The sequence below is a fragment of the Iodobacter fluviatilis genome (assembly GCF_004194535.1).
GTDB lineage: Bacteria > Pseudomonadota > Gammaproteobacteria > Burkholderiales > Chitinibacteraceae > Iodobacter > Iodobacter fluviatilis_A.
Map to the genome: position 1 here is coordinate 1,833,408 of NZ_CP025781.1, position 23,233 is coordinate 1,856,640.

At 48.1% G+C, this 23,233-nt stretch carries 22 protein-coding genes and 1 pseudogene; 12 read left to right on the forward strand and 11 right to left on the reverse strand.

All coding sequences use genetic code 11. The features are described from left to right. Positions 1 to 203: 203 nt before the first annotated feature. The 7 genes from tolB (at position 204) to queC (ending at position 6,227) form a co-directional block, all read left to right on the forward strand. On the forward strand, positions 204 to 1,475 hold the full coding sequence (gene tolB, locus C1H71_RS08195) for a Tol-Pal system beta propeller repeat protein TolB (RefSeq protein WP_130106114.1): 1,272 nt from the start codon (positions 204 to 206) through the stop codon (positions 1,473 to 1,475). 98 nt (positions 1,476 to 1,573) lie between these two features. Then, positions 1,574 to 2,122, forward strand: coding sequence for a peptidoglycan-associated lipoprotein Pal (pal, locus tag C1H71_RS08200; protein WP_130106115.1), 549 nt, complete (start codon positions 1,574 to 1,576; stop codon positions 2,120 to 2,122). A gap of 94 nt (positions 2,123 to 2,216) precedes the next feature. Next, on the forward strand, positions 2,217 to 2,945 hold the full coding sequence (locus C1H71_RS08205) for a YbgF trimerization domain-containing protein (RefSeq protein ID WP_130106116.1): 729 nt from the start codon (positions 2,217 to 2,219) through the stop codon (positions 2,943 to 2,945). 199 nt (positions 2,946 to 3,144) lie between these two features. Beyond that, positions 3,145 to 3,789, forward strand: a complete 645-nt coding sequence (gene queE, locus C1H71_RS08210; RefSeq protein WP_262488416.1) for a 7-carboxy-7-deazaguanine synthase QueE — start codon at positions 3,145 to 3,147, stop codon at positions 3,787 to 3,789. 11 nt (positions 3,790 to 3,800) lie between these two features. Then, positions 3,801 to 5,108, forward strand: coding sequence for a chloride channel protein (locus C1H71_RS08215; RefSeq protein ID WP_130106117.1), 1,308 nt, complete (start codon positions 3,801 to 3,803; stop codon positions 5,106 to 5,108). Positions 5,109 to 5,112: 4 nt separating this feature from the next. Beyond that, a complete protein-coding gene (locus C1H71_RS08220; RefSeq protein ID WP_130106118.1) occupies positions 5,113 to 5,514 on the forward strand; it encodes a hypothetical protein in 402 nt (133 codons plus the stop codon). Between the two features lie 23 nt (positions 5,515 to 5,537). After that, complete coding sequence (gene queC, locus C1H71_RS08225; protein WP_130106119.1) at positions 5,538 to 6,227, forward strand: 7-cyano-7-deazaguanine synthase QueC; 690 nt, start codon at positions 5,538 to 5,540, stop codon at positions 6,225 to 6,227. 440 nt (positions 6,228 to 6,667) lie between these two features. Here queC and hemB read toward each other — a convergent pair whose 3' ends face one another. Further along, positions 6,668 to 7,672, reverse strand: coding sequence for a porphobilinogen synthase (hemB, locus tag C1H71_RS08230; protein ID WP_130106120.1), 1,005 nt, complete (start codon positions 7,670 to 7,672; stop codon positions 6,668 to 6,670). Positions 7,673 to 7,785: 113 nt separating this feature from the next. Then, entirely contained in the window at positions 7,786 to 9,039 is a 1,254-nt protein-coding gene (locus C1H71_RS08235) for a D-amino acid dehydrogenase (protein ID WP_130106121.1), read from the reverse strand. Between the two features lie 379 nt (positions 9,040 to 9,418). Between C1H71_RS08235 and C1H71_RS08240 the strand changes: the two genes are divergently transcribed. Next, positions 9,419 to 9,967 carry a TetR/AcrR family transcriptional regulator gene (locus C1H71_RS08240; RefSeq protein WP_130106122.1) on the forward strand — a complete coding sequence of 183 codons (549 nt, stop codon included), beginning with the start codon at positions 9,419 to 9,421 and terminating at the stop codon, positions 9,965 to 9,967. Between the two features lie 70 nt (positions 9,968 to 10,037). Beyond that, positions 10,038 to 10,511 carry an HPP family protein gene (locus tag C1H71_RS08245; protein ID WP_130106123.1) on the forward strand — a complete coding sequence of 158 codons (474 nt, stop codon included), beginning with the start codon at positions 10,038 to 10,040 and terminating at the stop codon, positions 10,509 to 10,511. On the opposite strand, the gene C1H71_RS08250 is transcribed toward C1H71_RS08245, so the two are convergent. After that, positions 10,508 to 10,963, reverse strand: coding sequence for a GNAT family N-acetyltransferase (locus C1H71_RS08250; protein ID WP_130106124.1), 456 nt, complete (start codon positions 10,961 to 10,963; stop codon positions 10,508 to 10,510). The two genes, C1H71_RS08245 and C1H71_RS08250, sit on opposite strands and share 4 nt — an antisense overlap. A 153-nt stretch (positions 10,964 to 11,116) precedes the next feature. Next, the gene (gene argH / locus C1H71_RS08255; protein ID WP_130106125.1) at positions 11,117 to 12,505 is read right to left on the reverse strand and encodes an argininosuccinate lyase; all 1,389 of its coding nucleotides are present in this window, start codon (positions 12,503 to 12,505) and stop codon (positions 11,117 to 11,119) included. A 634-nt stretch (positions 12,506 to 13,139) separates the two neighbouring features. On the opposite strand from argH, the gene C1H71_RS08260 reads away from it, so the two are divergent. From C1H71_RS08260 to C1H71_RS08270, 3 genes and pseudogenes are all read left to right on the forward strand, one after another. Further along, positions 13,140 to 13,796: an SPOR domain-containing protein gene (locus C1H71_RS08260; RefSeq protein ID WP_130106126.1), complete on the forward strand. Its 657-nt coding sequence runs from the start codon at positions 13,140 to 13,142 to the stop codon at positions 13,794 to 13,796. A gap of 129 nt (positions 13,797 to 13,925) precedes the next feature. After that, complete coding sequence (locus C1H71_RS08265; RefSeq protein ID WP_130106127.1) at positions 13,926 to 14,582, forward strand: thiol:disulfide interchange protein DsbA/DsbL; 657 nt, start codon at positions 13,926 to 13,928, stop codon at positions 14,580 to 14,582. 266 nt (positions 14,583 to 14,848) lie between these two features. Then, a pseudogene (locus C1H71_RS08270) lies at positions 14,849 to 15,813 on the forward strand (threonine aldolase family protein). A 52-nt stretch (positions 15,814 to 15,865) separates the two neighbouring features. Here the strand turns inward: C1H71_RS08270 and C1H71_RS08275 are convergent. From C1H71_RS08275 to C1H71_RS08305, 7 genes are all read right to left on the reverse strand, one after another. After that, complete coding sequence (locus C1H71_RS08275) at positions 15,866 to 16,999, reverse strand: M14 family metallopeptidase (protein WP_130106128.1); 1,134 nt, start codon at positions 16,997 to 16,999, stop codon at positions 15,866 to 15,868. A gap of 41 nt (positions 17,000 to 17,040) precedes the next feature. Beyond that, on the reverse strand, positions 17,041 to 18,018 hold the full coding sequence (locus tag C1H71_RS08280) for a Gfo/Idh/MocA family protein (RefSeq protein WP_130106129.1): 978 nt from the start codon (positions 18,016 to 18,018) through the stop codon (positions 17,041 to 17,043). A gap of 426 nt (positions 18,019 to 18,444) precedes the next feature. Continuing rightward, complete coding sequence (gene metW / locus C1H71_RS08285) at positions 18,445 to 19,041, reverse strand: methionine biosynthesis protein MetW (RefSeq protein ID WP_130106130.1); 597 nt, start codon at positions 19,039 to 19,041, stop codon at positions 18,445 to 18,447. Continuing rightward, a complete protein-coding gene (metX, locus tag C1H71_RS08290) occupies positions 19,038 to 20,177 on the reverse strand; it encodes a homoserine O-succinyltransferase MetX (protein WP_130106131.1) in 1,140 nt (379 codons plus the stop codon). Before metX ends, metW begins: the two co-directional genes overlap by 4 nt. 166 nt (positions 20,178 to 20,343) lie before the next feature. Further along, complete coding sequence (locus tag C1H71_RS08295) at positions 20,344 to 21,159, reverse strand: glycosyltransferase family 2 protein (RefSeq protein ID WP_130106132.1); 816 nt, start codon at positions 21,157 to 21,159, stop codon at positions 20,344 to 20,346. Beyond that, positions 21,156 to 22,355 carry an O-antigen ligase family protein gene (locus C1H71_RS08300; RefSeq protein ID WP_130106133.1) on the reverse strand — a complete coding sequence of 400 codons (1,200 nt, stop codon included), beginning with the start codon at positions 22,353 to 22,355 and terminating at the stop codon, positions 21,156 to 21,158. Before C1H71_RS08300 ends, C1H71_RS08295 begins: the two co-directional genes overlap by 4 nt. After that, a complete protein-coding gene (locus tag C1H71_RS08305) occupies positions 22,352 to 23,218 on the reverse strand; it encodes a glycosyltransferase family 2 protein (RefSeq protein WP_130106134.1) in 867 nt (288 codons plus the stop codon). The genes C1H71_RS08300 and C1H71_RS08305 overlap by 4 nt, the downstream gene beginning before the upstream one ends. Positions 23,219 to 23,233: the final 15 nt, after the last annotated feature.

Here is a 23,233-nt window from a genome sequence, read left to right on the forward strand (position 1 = left end):
AAGACCGGTTTGAGGCAGATTTAGCGGGTTTTTGAGGCGAATAGCTGGCTATTCAACGAGAAAATGCGTGAAATCTAGCCATATCCGGCTTTTCCGTAGTAGATCAGTCTTAAGTCCGACAGGCTGCTAGCCCACTACCGAAACAGAAGAGGGTGACCTATAGCACCATCCGTGCCGTTTTTATTTTCTGGAGAACTCCAATAATGCTGTGGCGTAAACTTTTTAAGCTACTGGCCGCAAGCTTGTTGCTCAGTAGTGTGGCTCATGCAGATATGACCATTGATGTAGTTGGCGTAGGCGCATCGCAATATCCAATTGCAATCGCTCCTTTTCAAAATGAAAACCAGCAAAAACAAGCACTCACGCCGGTAATTAATGATGATTTAACACGCAGTGGCTTGTTTAAAGTAATTGGCGCAGGTGATTTATCACCAGTACCATTTTCACCTGAACAAATAAACTACACAACGGCGCTGGCAAAAGGTGCGCAAACCATGGCCATCGGCCGGGTAACACCAGATGCGGGAGGATTTAAGGTGCAATTCTGGCTGATTGATCTAGCCAGCAAAAAACCGTTGATCTCTTGGGAGCGTAACGCTACTGCTGGGCAAATGCGCCGTGTAGCACATCAAATTGCCGACCTGATTTATCAGCAAATCACCGGTCAGTCAGGCGCGTTTAACTCGCGGATTGCCTATGTACTCAAACAAGGCGCACGCTTTGAGTTACAGGTGTCTGATGCTGATGGCTTTGGCTCCCAGGCTATTTTGGTTTCCAAACAACCCGTTATGTCGCCAAAATGGTCACCGGATGGCAGCAAATTGGCCTATGTTTCTTTTGAAGATCAAAAACCCGTGGTGTATGTGCACGAGTTGGCTTCAGGCCGCCGTTGGAGAGCAGCAGGTTTTAAGGGTAGCAACTACGCTCCGGCGTGGTCTCCCAATGGCCGTGAGCTAGCGGTAGTACTCACCCAAAGTGGCAGTTCACAAATTTACCTCGTTAACACCGATGGTAGTGATTTACGCCAACTTAGCCGAGGCGGTGAAATCAATACCGAACCTGCGTTCTCACCGGATGGGCGCTTTATTTACTTCACCTCTGATCGCGGTGGCAGCCCACAAATTTATCGTATGAATAGTAATGGTAGTAATACAGAACGGGTAAGCTTTCAAGGTAGTTACAATAGCTCGGCCAAGCTCAGCCCAGATGGTAAAAACTTAACCTTTATCACCCGTGACGGTGGCTACCGAGTCGCTATTATGGATTTGAGTACGCGCCAAGTTCAAACGCTTACCGACTCCAGCTCAGACGACTCACCGAGCTTTGCACCAAACGGCCAAATGATTTTATATGAATCAAAAATAGGTGGGCGAGGAGTACTGGCAGCTGTTTCAAGTGATGGAAGAGTCAAACAGCGCCTTAGAGCGCAAGCAGGAGATGTAAGACAACCCGCATGGGGCCCCATTTTACGGTAAAGGTACCACTTGCGGAACTTATGCCAAGCTAAATGTCATATGACCAAAGTTTGGATTTATTTGATTTCTTTAAGATGTAAGATCTAAGGAAGAAGACAATGAAAAAAGTAGCGCTTAGTTTAATCATGACGGCCCTGCTCGCCGCTTGCGCCAGCACCCCTGTACCTACAACTCCTGCTGATACTAGCGGCTCAACGAGTTCAAACACATCTACATCGCAATCAACGACAAACCCAAGCACCGTCGATCTCACGCAAGGCCAGACAAAGACATTTACCGAGCTAACAGATCCAAACAATATTCTGTCTAGCCGTCGTGTGTATTTTGATTTTGATTCCTTTATTGTGCGCCCAGATTTCCATGAGCTTGTGCAAGCCCATGCTAAATACCTGAACACCCATAAGGATGCAAAAATCATCCTGCAAGGCCACACTGATGAGCGTGGTACTGCAGAATACAACTTAGCCTTGGGCCAAAAGCGTGCAGATTCCGTACGTAAAATGTTAAATGTGCTGGGTGTCCCAGATAACCAGATCGAAACAGTAAGCTTTGGTGAAGAGCGCCCACTTGAAGCAGGCGATAGCGATGCCGTGCGTGAACGTAATCGTCGTGCTGAAATCGTTTACAACGGTGAAGCGACTCAATAGTCACTTGCTGCTGATATAAAAAGCGCATAGGCTTTGCCACGGACGGGTTAGACTCGTCCGTTTCCCTTCTCACTTCAAATCAGACCACCAATCTATGAAACGAATTGCTACTCTGCTTCTGCTTGCTTTCTCTATTCAGGCTCATGCGGGTCTATTTGATGACAACGTAGCTCGTCAGCAATTAAATAATCTGCGTGATGCTCAAGTTCAAGCACAAAAGAAAACCGATGAACGTTTGATGCAATTAGAGGCGGGCAATAGCCGTTCAATTGAATTACTTGGCCAGCTAGAAAAACTGCGGCAAGAGCTATCCACTTTGCGTGGCCAGAATGAAGTACTGCAATTTAACTTAGATGAAGCCGCCAAACGTCAGAAAGATCTGTATACCGATCTAGATGCGCGGATGCGTGCCATGGAGCTAGCAAAAGTAGAAAGCAAAGCAGCAGCCGTGGTTTCTGAACAGCAGCAATTAGATGATATCGTACAGCTAAGCCGCACAGGCAAGCATAAAGAAGCAATTTTAGGGTTTCAGAAATTTATCACTGACAACAGTAGCAGCACGCTAGTCCCAAGCGCATGGTATTGGATGGGCACCAGCCAAACCGCTTTAAAGGGGTTTAAGGGCGCACAAAATTCGTTTCAACAGGTGCTGGCTAGTAATGACGAAACGCGAGCGCCCGATGCACTATTTGGCTTAGCGATTGTAGCCAATGCTCAAGGGGATAAAAAATCCTCACGTAAATACTTATTACAGCTTATCGAAAAATACCCACAGGCAGAAAAAGCCGCAGCGGCCAAAAAGGCATTATTAGCCACCGACTAAACATCACAAACTCCATCACTCAAAGCTAAAACTGAGTAAAATCACTTTGAATTTGGGATACGCGATAAACAACTCACGTTTTTCTAAGTGTTTTTATTCACTTTAAGTGTGAACACGCAGTATTATTTACTCGGCGTCACCGAATGGGTTGACGCCGTTTTTATTTCCACCGGACTGTTCTCCGGCCAGGAGCATTATCTTGAAAGACGCATTACGCATTACCGAAATCTTCTGCTCATTGCAGGGTGAAACTACCCGCATGGGCCTACCTACCGTGTTTGTTCGCCTCACCGGCTGTCCATTGCGCTGTGGCTATTGCGACAGCGCCTACGCTTTTACCGGTGGCGAAACGCAATCGTTTCAAACTATCCTTGATAAGATTGCCTCATTTAACACCCACCATATCTGCATAACGGGTGGCGAACCACTGGCGCAAAAAGGCGTGCACGAGCTAATGCGCTTGCTTTGCGATGCTGGCTACTCACTCAGCCTAGAAACCAGTGGAGCATTATCGATTGCCGATGTGGACCCGCGCGTTTCCCGCATTCTGGATATCAAAACACCGGGTTCGGGGGAGTTGTCCAAAATGCATTGGGAAAACCTCGATTATTTGAGCAAACAAGACGAAGTAAAATTTGTTTTATGCGATCGTAGCGATTACGAATGGGCGCGCAATTTAATCCACGAGCGTCGCTTGGAAACATTAGCCCCTGTGCTAATGTCACCTGTGTGGGAAACACTGCAACCCGCCGACCTTGCCGCCTGGGTACTGAAAGACCATTTACCCGTGCGTATGCAGGTGCAATTACACAAAATCCTCTGGGGTGAACGTCCCGGCGTTTAACAGGCAAGCACATGTATTGGAAACGCTGGCTAGTACGTATCAAACACTTACCAGAGCGTAGCCGCGCCACACTGGCTCTCTGGTTTGGTGCCGCCTTAGTAGGCCTTGTCGCGGTTATTCTGGCCAAGGCGGCTGATGGTGCCTTGGCCATATTTCATAGTCTTAGCCAACGCTGGGCGTGGTGGCCTTTTTTTGCCCTGCCCTTTGGTGGCATGGCAATACGCTGGCTAATGCAAAGAATCGGCAAAGGCTCGGAAGGCAGCGGCATTCCACAGGCTATGGCGGCATTGCAGGTAACAGATGAGCCCGCCATCATCCGACAATTACTCAGCCTGCGCATTGCCTTCGCCAAGTTTGTTGCCGTAGTTGCTGGCCTTGGCTGCGGCTTTGTACTCGGGCGTGAAGGCCCAACGGTGCAAATTGGCGCAAGCTTAATGTATGCCTGCCGCCGCTTTATTCCTTTATCTGATGCTGTTTTTCGCCGCCAACTTATTCTGGCAGGCGGTGCAGCGGGGATTGCTGCAGCATTTAATACACCATTAGCAGGGATTGTGTTTGCCTTTGAAGAGCTAGCACGCTCAGTAGAGGAAAAAACATCGGGTAAATTACTGGGTGCGGTGATTTTAGCTGGGGTGGTTTCTTTAGCCATTCAAGGGGACTACACCTATTTTGGCCGTATCCATGTACCAGGGTTTAATTACAGCATTTTATGGCCAATGTTGATCGTAGCGGTAAGTGCGGGGTTAATTGGTGGTTTTTTTTCTTGGCTATGCGTGCATCAAGATCGCTGGTTGCCCATAAAAGTAAGGATGTGGCGAGCAGCCCAACCCTATCTATTTATTGCAGCTTGCGGATTTTTGATTGCCTGCATGGGGCTGGCAGCGCCCATTTTTGGCAGTGGAGCAGAAATCACCAGTGATGTAGTGAGTGGGCATGGCACGATGGCATGGTACTTTTTACCACTGAAGTTTTTAGGCCTGCTAGCCACTTTTTTAACGGGCTTGCCTGGCGGTATTTTTGCCCCGTCGCTCTCCATGGGCGCAGGGGTAAGTAGCTGGTTTCTGCCATGGTTTGATAGCAGCATCCATATCAAACTGATCGCCATTGGAATGGCCGCCATGCTGGCCGCAGTAACACGAGCACCGCTCACTTCGGCCATTATTTTAATTGAGATGACCGATGGCCATTCGATGGTGATTTCAATTTTGGCCGCCGCGATGATCTCATCCAGCGTAGCACGCCTCTTTGGCACCAATCTTTATCATGATTTGGCAGAAAAAACCTTGCAACGCTTGGCTCAGCCACAACTTCTAAAGTGATCTTATGCGCTATTTTCTAGCTGTATTTGCGTTGGTAGCTACATTTGCTCAAGCAGAATCAACAGGCCCAGATGGAATGACCACAGCTCAGCTAGGTGAGTTTTTAAAATCACTGCAAACGGCCATCGCCAAAGACGATGCCGCCAGCGTAGCCAAGCTGGCCCACTTTCCCCTGCGAGTGAATCTGCTAAAGAAAAAAACACTGAAAGCGCCGCAGTTTATTGCTCAGTACCCAAAAATTATCACGCCCAAGGTAAAAGCGGCCGTGCTGGCACAAACAGCAGAAACGCTGTTTCGCAATAGCAATGGCGCAATGATCGGCAATGGTGAAATCTGGTTTTCCGGTATTTGCCTAAATAAGCAATGCACAGAGCAAACCACCAAAATCATTGCCATCAATCCATAAACACTATTTAAATTGAAAACATCATGACCAAAAAACCAGCAGTGATCTTACTCTCCGGCGGCCTCGATTCTGCCACCTGCCTTGCCATTGCCAAAGCAGAAGGCTTTGCACCCTATTGCCTGTCTTTTGATTACGGCCAAAAACATAATGCCGAACTGAAAGCCGCCGCACGAGTAGCAGAAGCACTAGGCGCAGTTGAACACCGCATTTTGAAAATTGATTTAGCAGGCTTTGGCGGGTCGGCACTTACCGACGCCAATATTGATGTGCCCATCGACGGCGGCAAGCCAGGTGAAATCCCTGTGACCTATGTGCCCGCACGCAATACCGTGCTGCTCTCTTACGCGCTGGCATGGTCCGAAGTGCTGAAAGCCGATGATATTTTTATTGGCGTGAATGCCGTGGATTACTCAGGCTACCCAGATTGCCGCCCAGAATATATTGCGTCTTTTCAAGCCATGGCAAGGCTGGCGACTAAGGTGGGCGTTGAAGGATCAAAACTCACCATCCACACCCCCCTGCTGAAACTCACCAAGGCAGAAATCGCCCAAAAAGGCACCGAGCTAAGCGTGGATTACGCACTTACCGTAACCTGCTACAAAGCCGACGAAGAAGGCCGCGCCTGCGGCCAATGCGAAGCCTGCCGCCTGCGTAGCGCTGGTTTTGCCAATGCAGGGTTGGCTGATCCGACGCGGTATCAAGTTAGGGCGTAATCAAAGCTTCGCTGAGCGACGGTTTGTGTCGATCGGCGATAGCGCAGTACGCCAGCAAGTATATGCAAAAAAAATCGGCTTACGTGCTTGCACGGAGCCGATTTTCAAACCTGCGAAACAAAAGACTATTTTTTAATGCCTTCGGCACATTGATTTTGGAGCGATAGCCACCGCGGGGGCGTTCTTTTCTTGAACGGCCAAGAAAAGAACCAAAGCCGCAACCTCAAAAACACGAGGGCCCCTTCGCTGCGGACAATCGAGTCGGCGGCGGGCGGGATTGGCTCGCTGCCTCGCTCCCTTGCCGAAACCCCGCCCCTCCTCGCTACGGCGTGTTTCAAGGGGACTCTAAAGCCCTGTGCCAAGAGTGTGGCTCGGGTAGTTTCTTTGTTTGCTAAGAACGAAACCAAGCTTATCTCATGTTGGATTTACCCTCTTAGCAATCACTTCCCTGCCAACCACCTAGCCGCATCCAATGCGTAGTAAGTCAAAATCCCATCTGCACCGGCGCGTTTAAAGCCCATTAAGCTTTCCAGCACCACCGCTTCTTCATTCAGCCAGCCGTTTTGCACTGCGGCTTTGATCATGGCGTATTCGCCAGATACCTGATAAACAAAAGTCGGCGCGGCAAATTCATCTTTCACGCGGCGCACTACATCTAGGTAAGGCATGCCCGGCTTCACCATCACCATATCAGCGCCTTCTGCCAAATCGAGCGCTACTTCGTGCAAGGCTTCGTTCAGATTGGCAGGGTCCATCTGGTAAGTCTTTTTATCAGCCTTGCCCAGATTAGCGGCTGAACCCACGGCATCGCGGAAAGGGCCGTAAAATGCCGATGCGTATTTTGCCGAGTAGGCCATGATGCGAGTGTTGATAAAATCATCAGCATCCAAAGCCTTGCGAATCGCACCAATACGACCATCCATCATGTCCGATGGCGCAATGATATCGACGCCCGCCTCAGCATGGCAAAGCGCTTGCTGTATCAGTGCAGCCACGGTTTCTTCATTTAGCACATAGCCATTGGCATCAATAATACCGTCCTGACCATGTATGGTATATGGGTCAAGCGCACCATCTGAAATCAAACCTAGCTCCGGAAAACGCGCTTTTAACTCACGCACTACGCGTGGTACTAAGCCATTCGGGTTCCAGGCCTCAGCCGCATCCAGCGTTTTTAAATCTTGCTCAATAACAGGGAACAATGCCAGAGCAGGCACACCCAGCTTGACTGCTTGCTCGGCGGTATAAAATAGCTGATCCAGACTCTGGCGACTGACCCCTGGCATAGATGCAATCGCCTCAGTGCGATTTGTCCCATCTAAAACAAACACCGGCAAAATCAGATTGTTCGCAGTTAAATGATTTTCGCGCATCATCCTGCGCGAGAAATCATCATGGCGCATACGGCGTAAACGGGTAGTAGGGAACAAGCGATTGCTATGCATAAGGCGCTACCGATAAATGAGTGCGCTTATTTTAGCGAAGATTGGGAGGGGATGATTGCGCAATGCTGACAAAATATGAAAAAAAATGGGGCGGACGAATATCCACCCCAACATCAATAACGCGCCAAAGCCAAGCCGCTACTTTCGATTTCTGTTTTTTTATTGGTGATCAAATCAGCCAACACACGGCCAGAGCCGCAAGCCATCGTCCAGCCTAATGTGCCGTGGCCAGTGTTCAGCCACAGATTAGGATAAGACGTACCGCCCACCAGCGGAGTGCCATCCGGTGTCATAGGGCGTAAACCCGTCCAAGGCTCACCCTTGCTGGTGTCCCCCGCATCAGGGAACAGATCATTGGTGACCATCGCCAGCGTAGCAACGCGGTTCATATCCAAATGCCGATCGTAACCCGCTACTTCGGCCATGCCTCCCACACGCAGGCGTGAATCAAAACGAGTCAGCGCAATTTTATAGCTCTCATCCAGTACGGTAGAGCGTGGTGCGGCATCGGCGTTTTTCAGAGGAATAGTCAGCGAATAACCCTTCACCGGATAAACCGGTAAATCCAGACCCAGCGGCAAAGCCAAGGCGCGTGATGTGCAGCCTGCGGCCAGCACCACATGATCGGCATCGAGGATTTCCCCGCCTTTAAGCTGTACTTGGCGAACTTGCTGATTTGCAGCAATCAAGCGCTCAACCGTCACGCCGTAGCGAAACACCACACCGGCGGCTTCACAACGCGCTGCCAGCTCGTCGGTAAATATTTTGCAATCGCCCGTTTCATCATTGGGCAATTGCAAAGCGCCAACTAATTTACCCGGCACCCTCGCCAGCGCTGGCTCTACATCGATCAAGCCTTGCGCATCCAGCAAATGATTCGGCACACCGATCGCGCTCAGGATATCTGAATCGCGTTGAGCGGCTTCAAGCTGCTTGGCTGTGCGGAAAACCTGCAAAGTGCCTAAGCTGCGTTGCTCATACTGGAGATCTAGCTCTTCACGCAAATCGCGCAGGCAATCGCGGCTATATTCAGCCAAGGGCACCATACGGCCTTTATTACGCTCGTAAGCTGCATGGGTGCAATTAGCTAGCATTCTTGCCATCCACGACAGCTGAAACAAGCTGCCATCAGGGCGAATTTTAAGTGGGGAATGGGGCTGAGTCAGCCATTTAACGGCTTTCCATGGGATGCCCGGCGCAGCCCAAGGAGCAGCGTATCCAGGAGATACCTGCCCCGCATTAGCAAAGCTCGTTTCGGTTGCAGGCCCGTCTAGTTGTTCTAGTACGGTGACTTCGCATCCCGCTGCGCGCAGGTAGTGCGCAGTTGCTACGCCGACAACGCCAGCTCCGATTACAATCACTTGCATATTATTTAATCCTTAGCCCACTGGGTATGTACTGTTTGCAGCTTACCGTTGGGGGATAGGTTCAGCGATAGGTGATTCCCCTTGCATAAGTATATTGGGGTATTTATTCCTTAATCAAACAAATAAAGAAATGATTAACCAAACTTTAAGGTATATAAGCAATTTAATTGTTCACTAAAATACTTTTTTGGCATTAATTTTATTTAAAATAAAGCATAAACCTAGGTTTTGTTGACGTTCCATTCGCAATTGCGCTGAGCCGCGAATAAAACGTCAACAGACCCTAATATTTGTATATGCGCTTATACATATAAGTAGCCAGAACTTGCCTAAAGCAAAAACATACCGTACGATTGGTTTTTTTTCGCAGAGCATATCCATGGCAAAGCCAATCACTAGGCAGCAACTCATCGAGCAAGCCACCGCCCTTTTCAGAATGAAAGGCTATGCAGCGACCAGCATTGGTGAAATTGTCCAAGCCTGCGGTATTAGCAAGGGCAGCCTCTACCATCACTTTGCCAGCAAAGAAGCGCTGGGCTTAGCCGCCTTGCTTGAACTAGAAACCTATTTTGATGAGCATATCTTTGCCCAAATCAACCCTCATCAGCCCGCCACCAGCCTAGCTGCGTTTAATTTGGCGATTGAGGAATTCTTTTGGCAGCACTCAAATGGCTGTTTACTCGCCAATTTAAGCTTAGAAATAAGTGGGGGGGAAGGGCCTTTTAAGCAGGGTATTCTAGATTTTTTCAGTAAGTGGCAAAGCTGCTACTACCAAGCATTCAACGCTTTTTACCCTAGCAATAAAGCCAAAGCACTGAGCGAAGATGCGCTTGCCATCGTACAAGGCTGCGTTTTGATGTATCGCATCAACGGCAATATCGAGCCGCTACAGCGCCAACAGCAAGCATTACTAAGACTCTGCGCTTAAACCCTTACAGCAAAGCGGATATTTAACCGCAAAAAACATACCAATCGTTTGGTATGTTAAGAGAGATAACATGGATAAACGAACTTTAAAACATGCGCTGCTAGCCGGATCAGGTGGATTTTTAGCGATTTTACTACTCGCCAGCCTTAGTCAATTTGGCATGGCTGCTTTAATCATGGCACCATTTGGCGCTTCTTGTGTGCTGCTGTTTGCACTTCCGGACGCGCCACTATCACAGCCGCGAAACGTGATTGGTGGGCATTTAATCAGCGCCAGCTTAGGCTTTGCCTTCTATACGCTCGCCCCTAACACGCCTTTTTTTGCCGCACTAGCCGTTGGGGTTGCCATTGCTGCCATGGTTCTAAGCAAAACCACTCACCCACCCGCAGGGGCCAATCCACTGCTATTTTTTCTAACTGCCAAGCCATTAAGTGCGTGGTTTTTACTCACTCCCGTTGCCAGCGGAGCTATCCTACTGGTGCTGATCGCCACGCTTTACCACCGCATAACGGGAAAGGCTTACCCTGCAATGAGTAAAATTTAAGCTGCCTCAATCAGCATATCGATATGCGGAATATCGTCTTCTAAATACTCCTGCCCAATCGTTACAAAGCCAAACAAAGCGTAAAAACCCTTTAAATGCGCTTGCGCACCAATACGGTGGCCTTGCTGAGGATAAAGCTGGCTAGACATCCGCAAGCCCTCATTAACCAGCTTAGACCCCGTACCACCGCGCCTTGCATCTGGATGGGTAATCACTCGACCTATCGATGGCTCGGCATATTTAAGCCCCGGAGGTACGAGACGCAAGCTAGCTAAGACTCGGCCATTTTCATCCAAACCCAGCAAATGTTGAGAAACGGCATCGTATTGGTCCATATCGGGATACACGCAGTTTTGCTCAACAATAAACACGTCTTGGCGTAATTTTAAATAAGCATAAAGAGTGAGCGGATCAAAATCAGCCAAACCAAACCAACGCCATTCCAATTCCATAATGGACTCCTAAAAAAAGCTGCCGAAGCAGCCTTTTTATTCATTTAAAAACAAAATACTTGTAGAGTGGGCACAGCGCTTCAGCATGCCTATGCTGCAAATGCACAGGCGCGTATAGGCATAAAGCCCACCCTACATTTGAGACACACCAGACTAGCAGCCTAGCTTTTCACGCCATTTGGCAATTTGCACTAAGACTTGGAACGGCGCAGTGCCGCCCACGTGGTTGCGTGCATTTAAAGAACCTTCTAGCGTTAGCACTTCAAAGATATCTTCGCCGATCAGCGGCGAAAAACTTTGCAGCTCTACCAATTGCAAATCACCAAGGTCTTTATGTTTTTGCTCAGCATATCGCACGGCCAAAGCCACGGCCTCATGCGCATCGCGGAAAGGAATACCACGCTTAACTAGGTAATCTGCCAGATCAGTTGCGGTGGAGAAGCCCTGCTTCACCGCACGCACCATGGCTTCTGGCTTTACGGTAATTCCGCGCATCATATCTGCATAAATTCTGAGCGTATCAGTCAGGGTGTCTACTGTATCAAATAGCGGTTCTTTATCTTCTTGATTATCTTTATTGTAAGCCAGCGGCTGACCTTTCATTAAAGTGAGCAGTGAAATCAAGCTGCCATTGACTCGACCAGTTTTACCACGCACCAGCTCTGGTACATCCGGGTTTTTCTTTTGCGGCATGATAGAGCTGCCGGTACAAAAGCGATCGGCAATATCAATAAAGCCGTAACGTGGGCTCATCCAAAGGATCAGCTCTTCAGATAAACGCGATAGATGTGTCATCACCAGCGCAGCGGCTGCAGTAAATTCAATCGCAAAATCGCGATCAGATACCGCATCAAGCGAGTTTTGGCAGACTTCGTCAAAGCCCAGCAATTTAGCGGTGTATTCGCGATCAATTGGATAAGTGGTACCCGCCAATGCCGCCGAGCCAAGCGGTAAGCGATTCACACGTTTACGCGCATCAATAAAACGCTCAGCGTCACGGCCCAGCATTTCTACGTAAGCCATCATATGGTGGCCAAAGGTAACTGGCTGAGCCACTTGCAAATGGGTGAAGCCTGGCATCACGGTAGAGGCGTTTTTTTCAGCCAGATCGATCAGCGATGCTTGTAACTCGTGAATCAAACCCACTAGCAAATCGATAGCGCCGCGCAAATACAAGCGGATATCAGTGGCAACCTGATCATTACGGCTACGGCCAGTGTGCAAGCGTTTACCCGCATCGCCTATCATTTGCGTCAGACGGCGCTCGATATTCATGTGCACGTCTTCTAAATCTAGGCTCCATTCAAACGTGCCTTCACGGATTTCATTCAGGATATCGGCCATGCCGCCCTGAATCGATTTCAGGTCTTCAATCGATAACACACCCACTTTATTCAGCATGGTGGCGTGCGCTAAAGAGCCTTGAATATCCACTTCAGCCATGCGTTTATCAAAATCTACTGAGGCGGTATAACGCTTAACGAGTTCGGTAACCGGCTCGTTAAAACGGCCAGACCACATCTTTTTGCCCTGATCTTGCATGTTTGTTTCCTGATTGAATCTAGATTTAGAGCAAATTATATCTGCCCCCATCAACAATACGTAAAATTTCCTTGAATTAATGAGTGCATCAAATTATTTAACCATGGGGCTATGTAGAGAACCCAATATGGAACCTATACTGAGTATGCAACAGAAGCAAAGTAGATTATTACTTATGCCTTAAGGATTTACCTTGTAACAATGGGAATTAACTTATAAAAAACTAAGAACTACGACTGCTCCAAAAGGCTAAAGAGCCGTATAATCCGCAAGATATATAACTCGCAACATAAAAATGCTTGATAGATAAAAATAGCCGCGTTTAAGTATGAAAAAACACTAAAATTTGCAAAAAATATTAGCAATGTATCTTCTTAATTCACCCAGCTTAAGAATTGAAACTTTTACCTAGACGCAAGCTAAAAAATGACCGGCTCGAGACAGAAGCCATGAGTTTTTGAAGCGAATAACGAGCTCTTTAATGGGATAGTACGTGGAATATGGCCGAATCCGGCGCTTTTGCAGTAGATCAGTTCTAAACTCGGCAGGCTGCTAGCGCATAGGCCAATCTGCCCAATTTTTATAAACACGGTGTAGCACCACACCGGAGGCCCTATCAGCAATGTCTAGAGACATGAAAAAAACAACACGCAGCAGCAACAATCCTAATGGTCGCAAAAGCGGCGGAGGTGGATCATTGCTCACAGGCTTACTCATAGGCCTATTTGGCGGTGTTGCAGTAGCCGTAGCGGTGGCCGTATTTTTAAACCGCAGTGCCAATCCTTTTGCAGGAAAAGCCAGCACAACCCCAGCAGATGCGATCTCCTCTGCGCCACCCGGTGTTGCGCCGCAGCAGCCAGAGGTCCTTTCGCCTGGCGGAAAGAATGACGTAGTCATTGTTACTCCAGTACCAACCGCATCCACAGTAAAAAGTGACAATGGGGAACGATTTGACTTTTATAAGATGCTGCCGGAACTTGCAGACAAAAAAACTGCCGAAGTCGCTAAGCCGGTAGAACCTAAAAAGCCAGAAGCCAGCCCACCAGTAAAAGTAGAAGTCCCTAAAGGGGCTTATTTACAAATTGGCGCATTCCAAAATGAGCAAGATGCAGATAACCTTAAAGCCAAGCTGGCTTTACTGGGCGTTGAAGCCCGTATCCAAACCAGCGATGTTCCAAGCAAAGGGATTTGGCACCGTGTTCGTCTTGGGCCATTTAACTCTAGCAATGAATTAGAAAACGCCCGCTCACAACTCAAATCCAATGGCGTCGATAGCGCCGTGGTTAAATAATTTCAAAAACAGTTAAAAACAAGAACAAGTAAGTAAGCAGCAAGGCCTCAAACAAGGTGCTACTCGCGCTGCAAAGCTAAGAATGTGATCGTTTTTAATTGGCATTGAAATAACTTTCAGGATCAGTTTATGTTGAATACTTGGCTCAAACGCTTACTTATCTCTACTACTCTTTTGGCCGCCAGCCTTGCCCACGCAGAAATCCGTGAAGGTGTTGAATATAAAAAAATGGCTAAGCCACAAGCTGTTGCAGTGGCTGGCAAAAGTGAAGTCATCGAGTTCTTTTGGTATGGATGCCCACACTGCTTTACCGTAGCCCCTTATGTGGAAGACTGGGCAAGTAAATTACCGGCCAATGTTAATTTCCGCCGCATACACGTTGCATGGCCAGGCCGTAGCGATATGGAAGGCCACGCTAAAATCTTTATCGCCCTACAAGCCATGGGTTTAGAAGGCAAGCAACAGCTAGCCGTAATGACCGCGGTACAAAAAGATCGCATTGAATTACGTAAAGAAGATGTATTGTTTGATTGGGTCAAAAAACAAGGCATCGATGTAGAAAAATTCAAAGCCCAATACAACTCATTTAGCAGCAGCGCCAATATGAATAAACTGGCGAAAATGACACGCGATTACCAAGTTGATGGCGTACCCATGTTTGTGGTGAATGGAAAATACGTGACCAGCCCAGCAATGGTTGGCAAGGAAGACGGCACCATCACTCAAGTAATTAATGAGCTGCTTGCCAAAGATAAACCTGCAGTGGCTAATCCTAAAAAGAAATAAGGCAATTCGCCGCATGCATGCCCCGAGAATTGATCGGGGCATTTTTTACGCCCTAAAGATATGCACAAAAGGGCATACTCAAAATAGAATTGTTCATAGAGAGCAATCCCCCAACGATCATAGTAACTAGCTACCCTCTCCCCAAACGAAAGAGGGGAACAGACAGCGCCTCCGGCGCAATTTCACCTTTTGGAGCTTTAAACATGCAATGGATCGATCTGCGTAGTGATACCGTCACCCAGCCTACCCCTGCCATGCGCACTGCCATGATGAATGCGGTAGTGGGTGATGATGTTTATGGTGATGACAGCACAGTTAATGAGCTTGAGCGCCTTGCTGCGACCACACTAGGCTTTGAAGCCGCCTTGTTTGTGCCCACCGGCACGTTTGGTAATCAGCTTGCGCTCTTTACCCACTGCGAGCGTGGTGATGAAGTAATCTTGGGCGAAGACTCCCATATTGTATGGCACGAAGTTGGCGGAGCCGCAGTGATTTCCGGCGTCAATCTGCGCCCTATTCCCACACAAAACGGCGTGCTAGACGCGGAACAAGTACGCCGCCGCATTCGCCCCGAAGGCGATATCCACCTACCGCGTACTCGCCTCGTCTGCATGGAAAACGCCCATTCTAGTGGCCGAGTGATACCGCTGGCCGCCATGCAAGAAGTATGGGAAACCGCAAAATCTGCAGGGCTAAAAGTCCACCTCGATGGCGCACGGGTGTTTAATGCCGCCACTAGTTTGGGCGTGGATGTAAAGCAAATCACCCAATATGCAGATAGCGTGATGTGTTGCTTATCCAAGGGATTAGCCGCACCAGTAGGTTCAATCTTAGCGGGGACAAAACCTTTATTGAAATCGCCCGCAAAAAACGTAAATTGTTAGGCGGTGGCTGGCGACAAGCTGGCGTGCTGGCTGCTCCTGCACTATTGGCACTCACAGAAATGACGCAACGCCTAGGTGAAGATCATGCTAATGCCCAGTATCTAGGCAAAAAACTAGCCGAGCTAGCCAATGTGCGGGTCTGCACCGATCAGCTGCAAATCAATATGGTGTTTTTTGAAATCACTCAACCGGTAGATGAAGCCCAAGTGCTCGCTCATCTAAGCGAATGTGGCATTAAATCTAATGGCACAGAAGCGGGCCAATGGCGCTTTGTTTGCCACTGGCAAATAGGCAAGGCTGAGATTGATAGAGTGATTGCGGCAATGAAAGAAGCACTGTCCGCTTAAGCTGTGACATCAGGGGTTGGAAAACCATAACGGCTATTCCAACCCTCAGCACTTAACGCAGCTGATCTACCACCGCCAACAAAGGCAGTAATACGCTAGCGCCAAACTGACGACTGCGCTCACCGTTCCAGCCTACTTCGGGCAATGGACGTTTGGCGGTGTCTTTGAATGGCATTTCGATGGTATAAGCCAAGCAATCAAAGGCATCGCCTACCCAGTTGGTACCGATAGTTAGTGTTTCTGGGCCAAATTTGCCTTTTTCGTAGCCAAATTCAGTCTGAAAATCAGGGCAAGTCGCAAGCCATGAAGCTTTAAAAGCGTCTTGCAAGCTGGCTTGATGTGCAGAGAAAGACGTATTGTCATCACAACCCGCCACAAAATTATGCGGAATCGCTTCGTCACCGTGCACATCGAGGAAGGCATCGATACCGGTTTCTAGCATCATCTGGCGCACAAGGAATACTTCTGGGCTGCGCTCCATCGTTGGCGTTGCCCATTCGCGGTTTAAATTGGCCCCCGCTGCATTGGTACGCAAATTACCGCGCACGCTGCCGTCCGGATTCATATTGGGCACAATATAGAACACTGCTTTTTCTAGCAGCACACGGGCTACGCTATTTTCTGGGTCGAGCAGAGTTTCCAGCAGACCTTCCACAAACCACTCGGCCATGGTTTCACCCGGATGCTGACGGGCGGTAATCCAGATCTTTTTCTTGCCAGGCATTTCTACACCAACGCGCAGCAAATCCATATCTCGACCATCCAGCGTACTGCCTAAATGCACCAACTCGCACAGCGGGCTTGCTTCAACGGCCTCACCAATCAAGCGCATATGGCGCTCCCATGAGTAAGGCTCGAAATAAGCGTAGAACACCGATTCACGCTCTGGGCGGTGATGGATACGCAAAGTTTGACCATCGTAATCACTGGCCACGCGGAACCAGTTTTCGGTGTCGTAGCTGGCTACGGCATTGTAATCAGGCCAACCATCTGGATAAGCGCTGCTAGCCGCATTATCAAAATGAATCACACAGTCTTGGTCTTTAGCGCCAAGCAGACGGAAGTGAAACCACTGGCTAAATGGCGAAGCGTTATCGCTGCGGATCTTTAAATGGATATTCTGAGCATCAGCAAGGCTGACAACTTCAATAGCGCCAGAATCAAACTGGCTGGAGATTTTTAGCATGATGCAATCCTGAATTAGAAAATATTGAAGCTAAATAAAGATTAACTGCCTGTTGCTTCAAACGGATAGACCAGGCTCAGCCCGGCTCTGGCTGCGTCCATCATGGCAATCATGGCTCTTGAGTGAGCGTAAGGCATTAGCGGGCTTTCACTTTGGCCTGTGGTCAATAAATGGCAAAAATGGGCGGTTTCATATTGCAGGCCCGAGCCCACAGGTGGCGCTTCCAGCCTGACTTTGCGGCCATCTTTATAAAAAATGGTCGCGGTAGTCGGGTTCCACCACCTTTCATCCAACACCACATGCCCATCCGGGCCAGCCAGCATCGCCTCGCCCGATCCGGCCAAATCCAGACCACAGTAAAGTTGGCTGATTCCGCCGCTGTGCTGACTATTGATGCTGGCAAAAGTATCCACACCACCATTAAGCCGCCCCAAAGCCTGCACATTCTGCACGCCACCCAGCCAATCCGCCGCTAAAAACGCGCCATAAATACCGATATCCAGCAGGCCACCACCCGCCATTTCGGGCTTTAGCACGGCGTGATCTGGCGCTACATTCGGATTGGCAAAGCCGCAACGCACAAAAGCAATCGGGCCGATTGGGTCGATCAATAAGTGCTCACGCAGCGCCTGATACAGCGGATAAAACCCCGGCTTCATTGCTTCCATAAATAATTGGCCGGTTTGAGTCGCCACGTCCAGCACACGTTCCAGCTCGGCAAGGCTGGTGGCCGCAGGCTTCTCACACAGTACCGCCTTACCCGCCCTCATCGCTGCAATGCAGTACTCAGCATGGCTAGTATGGGGCGTAGCGATATACACCGCATCGATATCGCTGGTGAGCAAATCATCTACGCTTTGAAGCACCACCCCGCCATACTGATCAGCAAAAGCGGCTGCCTTAGCCTGATTGCGGTTCCACACAGCAGCAAGCTGGGCCTGCTCAGGAATCAAAGCTAAGCCCTGAGCAAAGCGATTGGCGATATGGCCAGTACCGATAATCCCAAAACGAATAGTCATTGAGTGCCTTTGTATTTAGTAACAGGTGTTACGCAGTTCTTATCTTTTTAGTGCCTTCGGCACATTGATTTTGGTGCGGGCGTCCCGCCGGACCTTCCTTTCTTGTGTGGCCAAGAAAGGAAGCGAAAGAAAGCCCCCACGAAACACGAAGCCCCCTGCGCTGTGGACAATCGAGTCGGCGGCGGGCGGGATTGGCTCGTGCCTCGCTCCCAAGCGATCCCCCGCCCCGCTTGTTCCTCGCTACGGCGTGTTTTCAAGGGGTGATTTAAACCCCGTGCCACTAACTGCGATACAAATTCTAATTAGACAAGTTTTGAAATACTTAAAACCTACGAAACAACTTAATTAGAGTCACGTTTTTCTCCGTGAAACTCCGTGTTCTCTGTGGCCTCCGTGTTTCAAGATCTGGGTTTGCTTAAATCACGATTAAACTTTATTAAACCGCACCAAAGCCAAGCTGCCTAATAGATTAGGTAAGAATTCTACTTTTTCACCCTGATTTAATACCAGTTGATGATCTATTTTTAAGCCTAATTTATTCAATAATTTAGCAAAATCATTCACGGTACAAAAATGGATATTGGGCGTGTTATACCACTCGAATGGAATTGTTTCTGATACCGGCATTCTGCCCATTAGGATTTGCCAGCGATTTTCCCAAAAGCCAAAATTAGGAAAGGTTACAATACCGGTTTTACCCACCCTGACCATTTCCTGCAAAATACCTTCAATATTGTGCATGGCCTGAATCGTGAGTGAGAGCACCACATAATCAAAGGAATGGTCTTCAAAAGTAGATAAGCCACTTTCCATATCGCTTTGAATTACATTCACGCCATTAGCCACGCAGCCCACCACGCCATTGACATCGATTTCTACGCCATAGCCACTGACTTCTTTTTGTGCCGCCAGCCAAGCCAGCAATTCTCCATCTCCACAACCTAAATCTAATACTCTAGATTGTGGGGGAATCCAATTGGCAATATATTGCAAATCAGGGCGTAAAGTTTTTAGCTCGCTCATTGGGCAATCTCCTTAGCAATCCGCTGCATATAGTTGCGCATAATGGCGTGATAAGGAGCGTCTTCCATTAAGAATGCATCATGGCCGTGTTCTGATTCAATTTCTGCATAAGAAACTTGGCGCTTAGCCGCGAGCAAAGCTTTTACAATTTCTTTAGAGCGAGCAGGAGAAAAACGCCAATCAGTGGTAAATGAAACAACTAAAAATTGTGCTTTAGCTTCACTTAAAGCCGCCACTAAATCATTATTGTAATGACGGGCCGGATCAAAATAATCCAGCGCCTTGGTCATCAATAAATAAGTGTTGGCATCAAATATTTCGGCAAATTTATCGCCTTGATAGCGCAAATACGATTCGATTTCGAATTCCACTTCAAAGCCGTATTTATATTCGCCCGAGCGCAATAGCCGGCCAAATTTCTCGCCCATGCCATCGTCGCTTAAATAGGTGATATGCCCCAACATTCGGGCCAATCGCAGGCCACGCCGTGGCAGAGTATTGTGCTGATAATAATCACCACCATGGAAATCTGGATCGGTCAAAATCGCTTGGCGGGCCACATCATTAAAAGCAATATTTTGCGCAGTTAATTTAGGCGCAGAAGCAATCACCAAGCAATGGCGAATTCGCTCTGGATGGGTAATGGACCAACGCAGTGCTTGCATGCCACCCAAACTGCCGCCAATGACCGCTGCAAATTGAGCAATACCTAAACGATCGGCTAAGCGCTTTTGCGTTTCTACCCAATCCCTCACCAATACCAGCGGGAAAGTCGAACCATAGGGCTGGCCCGTAGCCGGATTAATCGAAGAAGGCCCAGTTGAGCCATGACAGCCACCCAGATTATTTAAACCAATCACAAAGAATTTATCGGTATCAATCGGCTTGCCCGGCCCGATCATCGTATCCCACCAGCCCGGATTTTTATCATCGACAGTATAGCGACCGGCTACATGATGATTGCCCGATAGGGCATGGCAAACCAGAATGGCATTCGACGCATCGGCATTCAGCGTGCCATAGGTTTCATAAACCAACTCGTAATACGGCAGGATAGCGCCGGAAGATAAAGTAATTGGCTCGTCAAAAACCGCTTTTTGAGCGGTGACTAAACCAACGCTGCGAGATAGCTGCATTGTTTTTCCCAAGTCTAAAAAGCTCAAACTAAACCCAAACCATTAATCTTCAACACGGAGAAAGGCAAAAACGAGAGTGAAAAATATATAAACCTCTCTAAAGATTTTCTCCGTGAAACTCCGTGTTCTCTGTGTACTCCGTAGTTTAAGATTTGGGTTTTAAGCCCTATTTATTCAATTTTGCTAATTGCGCCCGCTCTGCGTCAGACCATTTATCTTCCAGACCAATAAGCTGATCTCTATCCGCAAATGGCGGATAGCCCGCTTTCATCGTCAGGCGAATATAGTGGTGAATAAATACGTCTAAGCAAACATGCATAGCGCGCATATCACCAACTTCTTGTTCGCGCTTTTTAGTGCGCAAATATAAATCGAAATCAGCGGCCTGAATGCGCTCATCCCACTCGCCAATTTTAGCTAGAGCACTACGGGCTATCATCACCGTATTGCCCACAAAACCTTCTTTAACTTGATGCTTAAATCGCGTTTGCCGATCAAAGCAAAAACCTTCCCAATTGCGATACATCAGCTTATGCATCCAGCTGAGCGTGGTGCGATTAAAACCAAATAAGCCAAGGAAATTTTTAATTTTTTGCCAGCGATGCTTCAGTTTTTTAGTGGCTTGGGCATTTTCAATTTGCTCAATTCCGCAAACCGTAGCTACCTCTAAGCCATTCGCGGTCATCGATTCAATCAGTTTAATATCCCACAAGGGGGATACGATAATGTCATTATTCAGAAAAGCGAGCCAGTCATATTTTGCAATGGCAATCCCCTGATTCTGGCTGTGTGGATAGGCGTAATTAGCGTGATTACGAATCACCGTTGCGCCCACCGAATCAAAAAACTCCGCACTGCCATCATTCGAGCCATTATCAATAATAATCAGCTCAAACGGGTGATGGGTATAGCGCTGCAGGTTTTCCCAGAATAATTGATTCACTGCTAATTGATTATGGATGGCAGTAATAATGCTAATCATAAAGAAACCTTATACTGAAAACTAGAACCTGCCAACAAGGCACAAGCCAATAGCACATAGGCTAGGCCCGTAATATTATCGGTGAAAAAGGAATTGGCTAAAGTCGATATCCCGTAAGAGCAAACTAAAACCGAGCCTAACCAGCGCTCAGCCGAAATGGTATTCCATGCTTGTTTTGCTGTGGCAAGTAAAACTAAAACCAAGGACAACACCCCCACAATACCCAGCTCTACACCCAGCCATAAATAATCATTATGCGGATTAGCAAAAGAGCGGCGCAGTTCTGAATCGCCGGCATTTTTTAAATAATTCTGCTTATAGCTGCCGGTACCGTGCCCTAAAATTGGCGCTTCTTTAATTAAATCTTTAGCCACTTTATGGAAAAATAATCTCAAGCCCACCGAGGTATCAATATCGCCTTTATCGTAGCTTTGCACATCGCTTTGCACGGTGCTCATACTCGTGCGCAATGAACTAGATCCTAAATAAAGTAAGGGGCCCATTACCGCAGCAGCAATTAGCGCAATCAAAAAACCGCGCTTGCCCTGCCATAGCACCACTAATAAACCTAAAAGTAAGAGCAACAATACTTGCGCCGTGCGCCCTTTCACCATAAAGAAAACATCAAAAATACACAGGGTAATGGTGATTGCCGCTGGCCAGCGCCATTGCTTAGGCAGGCGCCCTGCCATCCAATACGCGGCAATACCGCAGGCAAGGAAACTCACAAAGGTGCTGTGATAGGTATGGGTTCTAAAAACGGAGTAATCGCCAATTGCACCTTGAATAATAGGCGTGCCACTCAAGCCACTGCCAATAGAGAGCACAAGAGTCATTATCGCCCCAAGGCCAAAACCCGCTAATAAATACTGGCGAACCGGGGCCAAGGTACATAGCGCAAAAAACAAAGGTGCTAATAAATAGGCGCGCATTTTAAGCAACATGCCAAGCGCATCGTTAATTGATGCATCAGTCCAGAATACGCCCAATACAAAGAGCGAATACATCAAAAGGCAGGCCTGAATCAAAGGCTGGCGTAATGCATTAGCAATATGCTGGTGGATTTCTGTCGTGAAAATCGCGAATAAAACCAATACCCCCGCGCTGATATTTTGCATAGCGGTTGAAACAGGAATAGCAAACCCTGCCAGAAAAGAAAACCAAAGCAGAGGCTGCCGAGCGATATTTAAATTCATGCCACCACCAGACAATAATGTTTTTTAGTTAAATCGCGGCCCAGTAGTTTTTCTACTTTCATTTGCCAGCGATGACGCTTTTCACGCTTAGATAAACGATATTGCGGATCCGCCGTGAATACTAATTCGGCATAATCCTGAAACCAAGGCTGAACAATGTCCGGGTGCTTGCCTTTAAAGGGCTGCAATATGCTGGCATCAATCTGGCTGTAATCATGCGCCTTTGGTGTGTGATTCCAGTAGCGGGAAACCTGACGAATTTTTTCGTTCATTTTTTCGCTGGATCGCACATGGCCATAATGGTAAATCGGGCAGCCCACTAAAGCCGCATTAGGATAGCGGCCGCGCTTATTCTGATGCATTACCACCCAGAACAAACCATCAGGGGCCCAGCTGCGAATGGTGTTTCTAATAATTCGAGGGGCGCGGCGATACCAAGCAGGGCTTTTTGCTACTAAATCCGGGCAACCATAAAAATGGTGATAATCAAATACCAGTGCTTCAACTTCGCTATTGGCTAAATGCTTTTCCATTGCGGCACGAATCTTGGGCGCATCTTCTTCATGAATGATTTCATCGCCTTCCAGATAAAAAGCCCAATCGCCACTGCAATTAAACTGAGCAATCATTTTTTGCTGGGCATAAACATAACCACGGTCTTTCATATCCTCATTCCAGGTGGTTTCAATCACCCGAATCCGTGCATCGCCAATGGCTCGGACGCGCTCCAGAGTATCGTCATCGCTTTTACCCACCGCCACGACCACTTCATCGCAAACGCTAAGTAAGCTTTTTAAACTTTCAATATAGGGATAGCCAAGCAGAGTGCCATTGCGTAGGAAGGTAAAGCCGCTAACTTTCATAGGGAATCCGTAAAA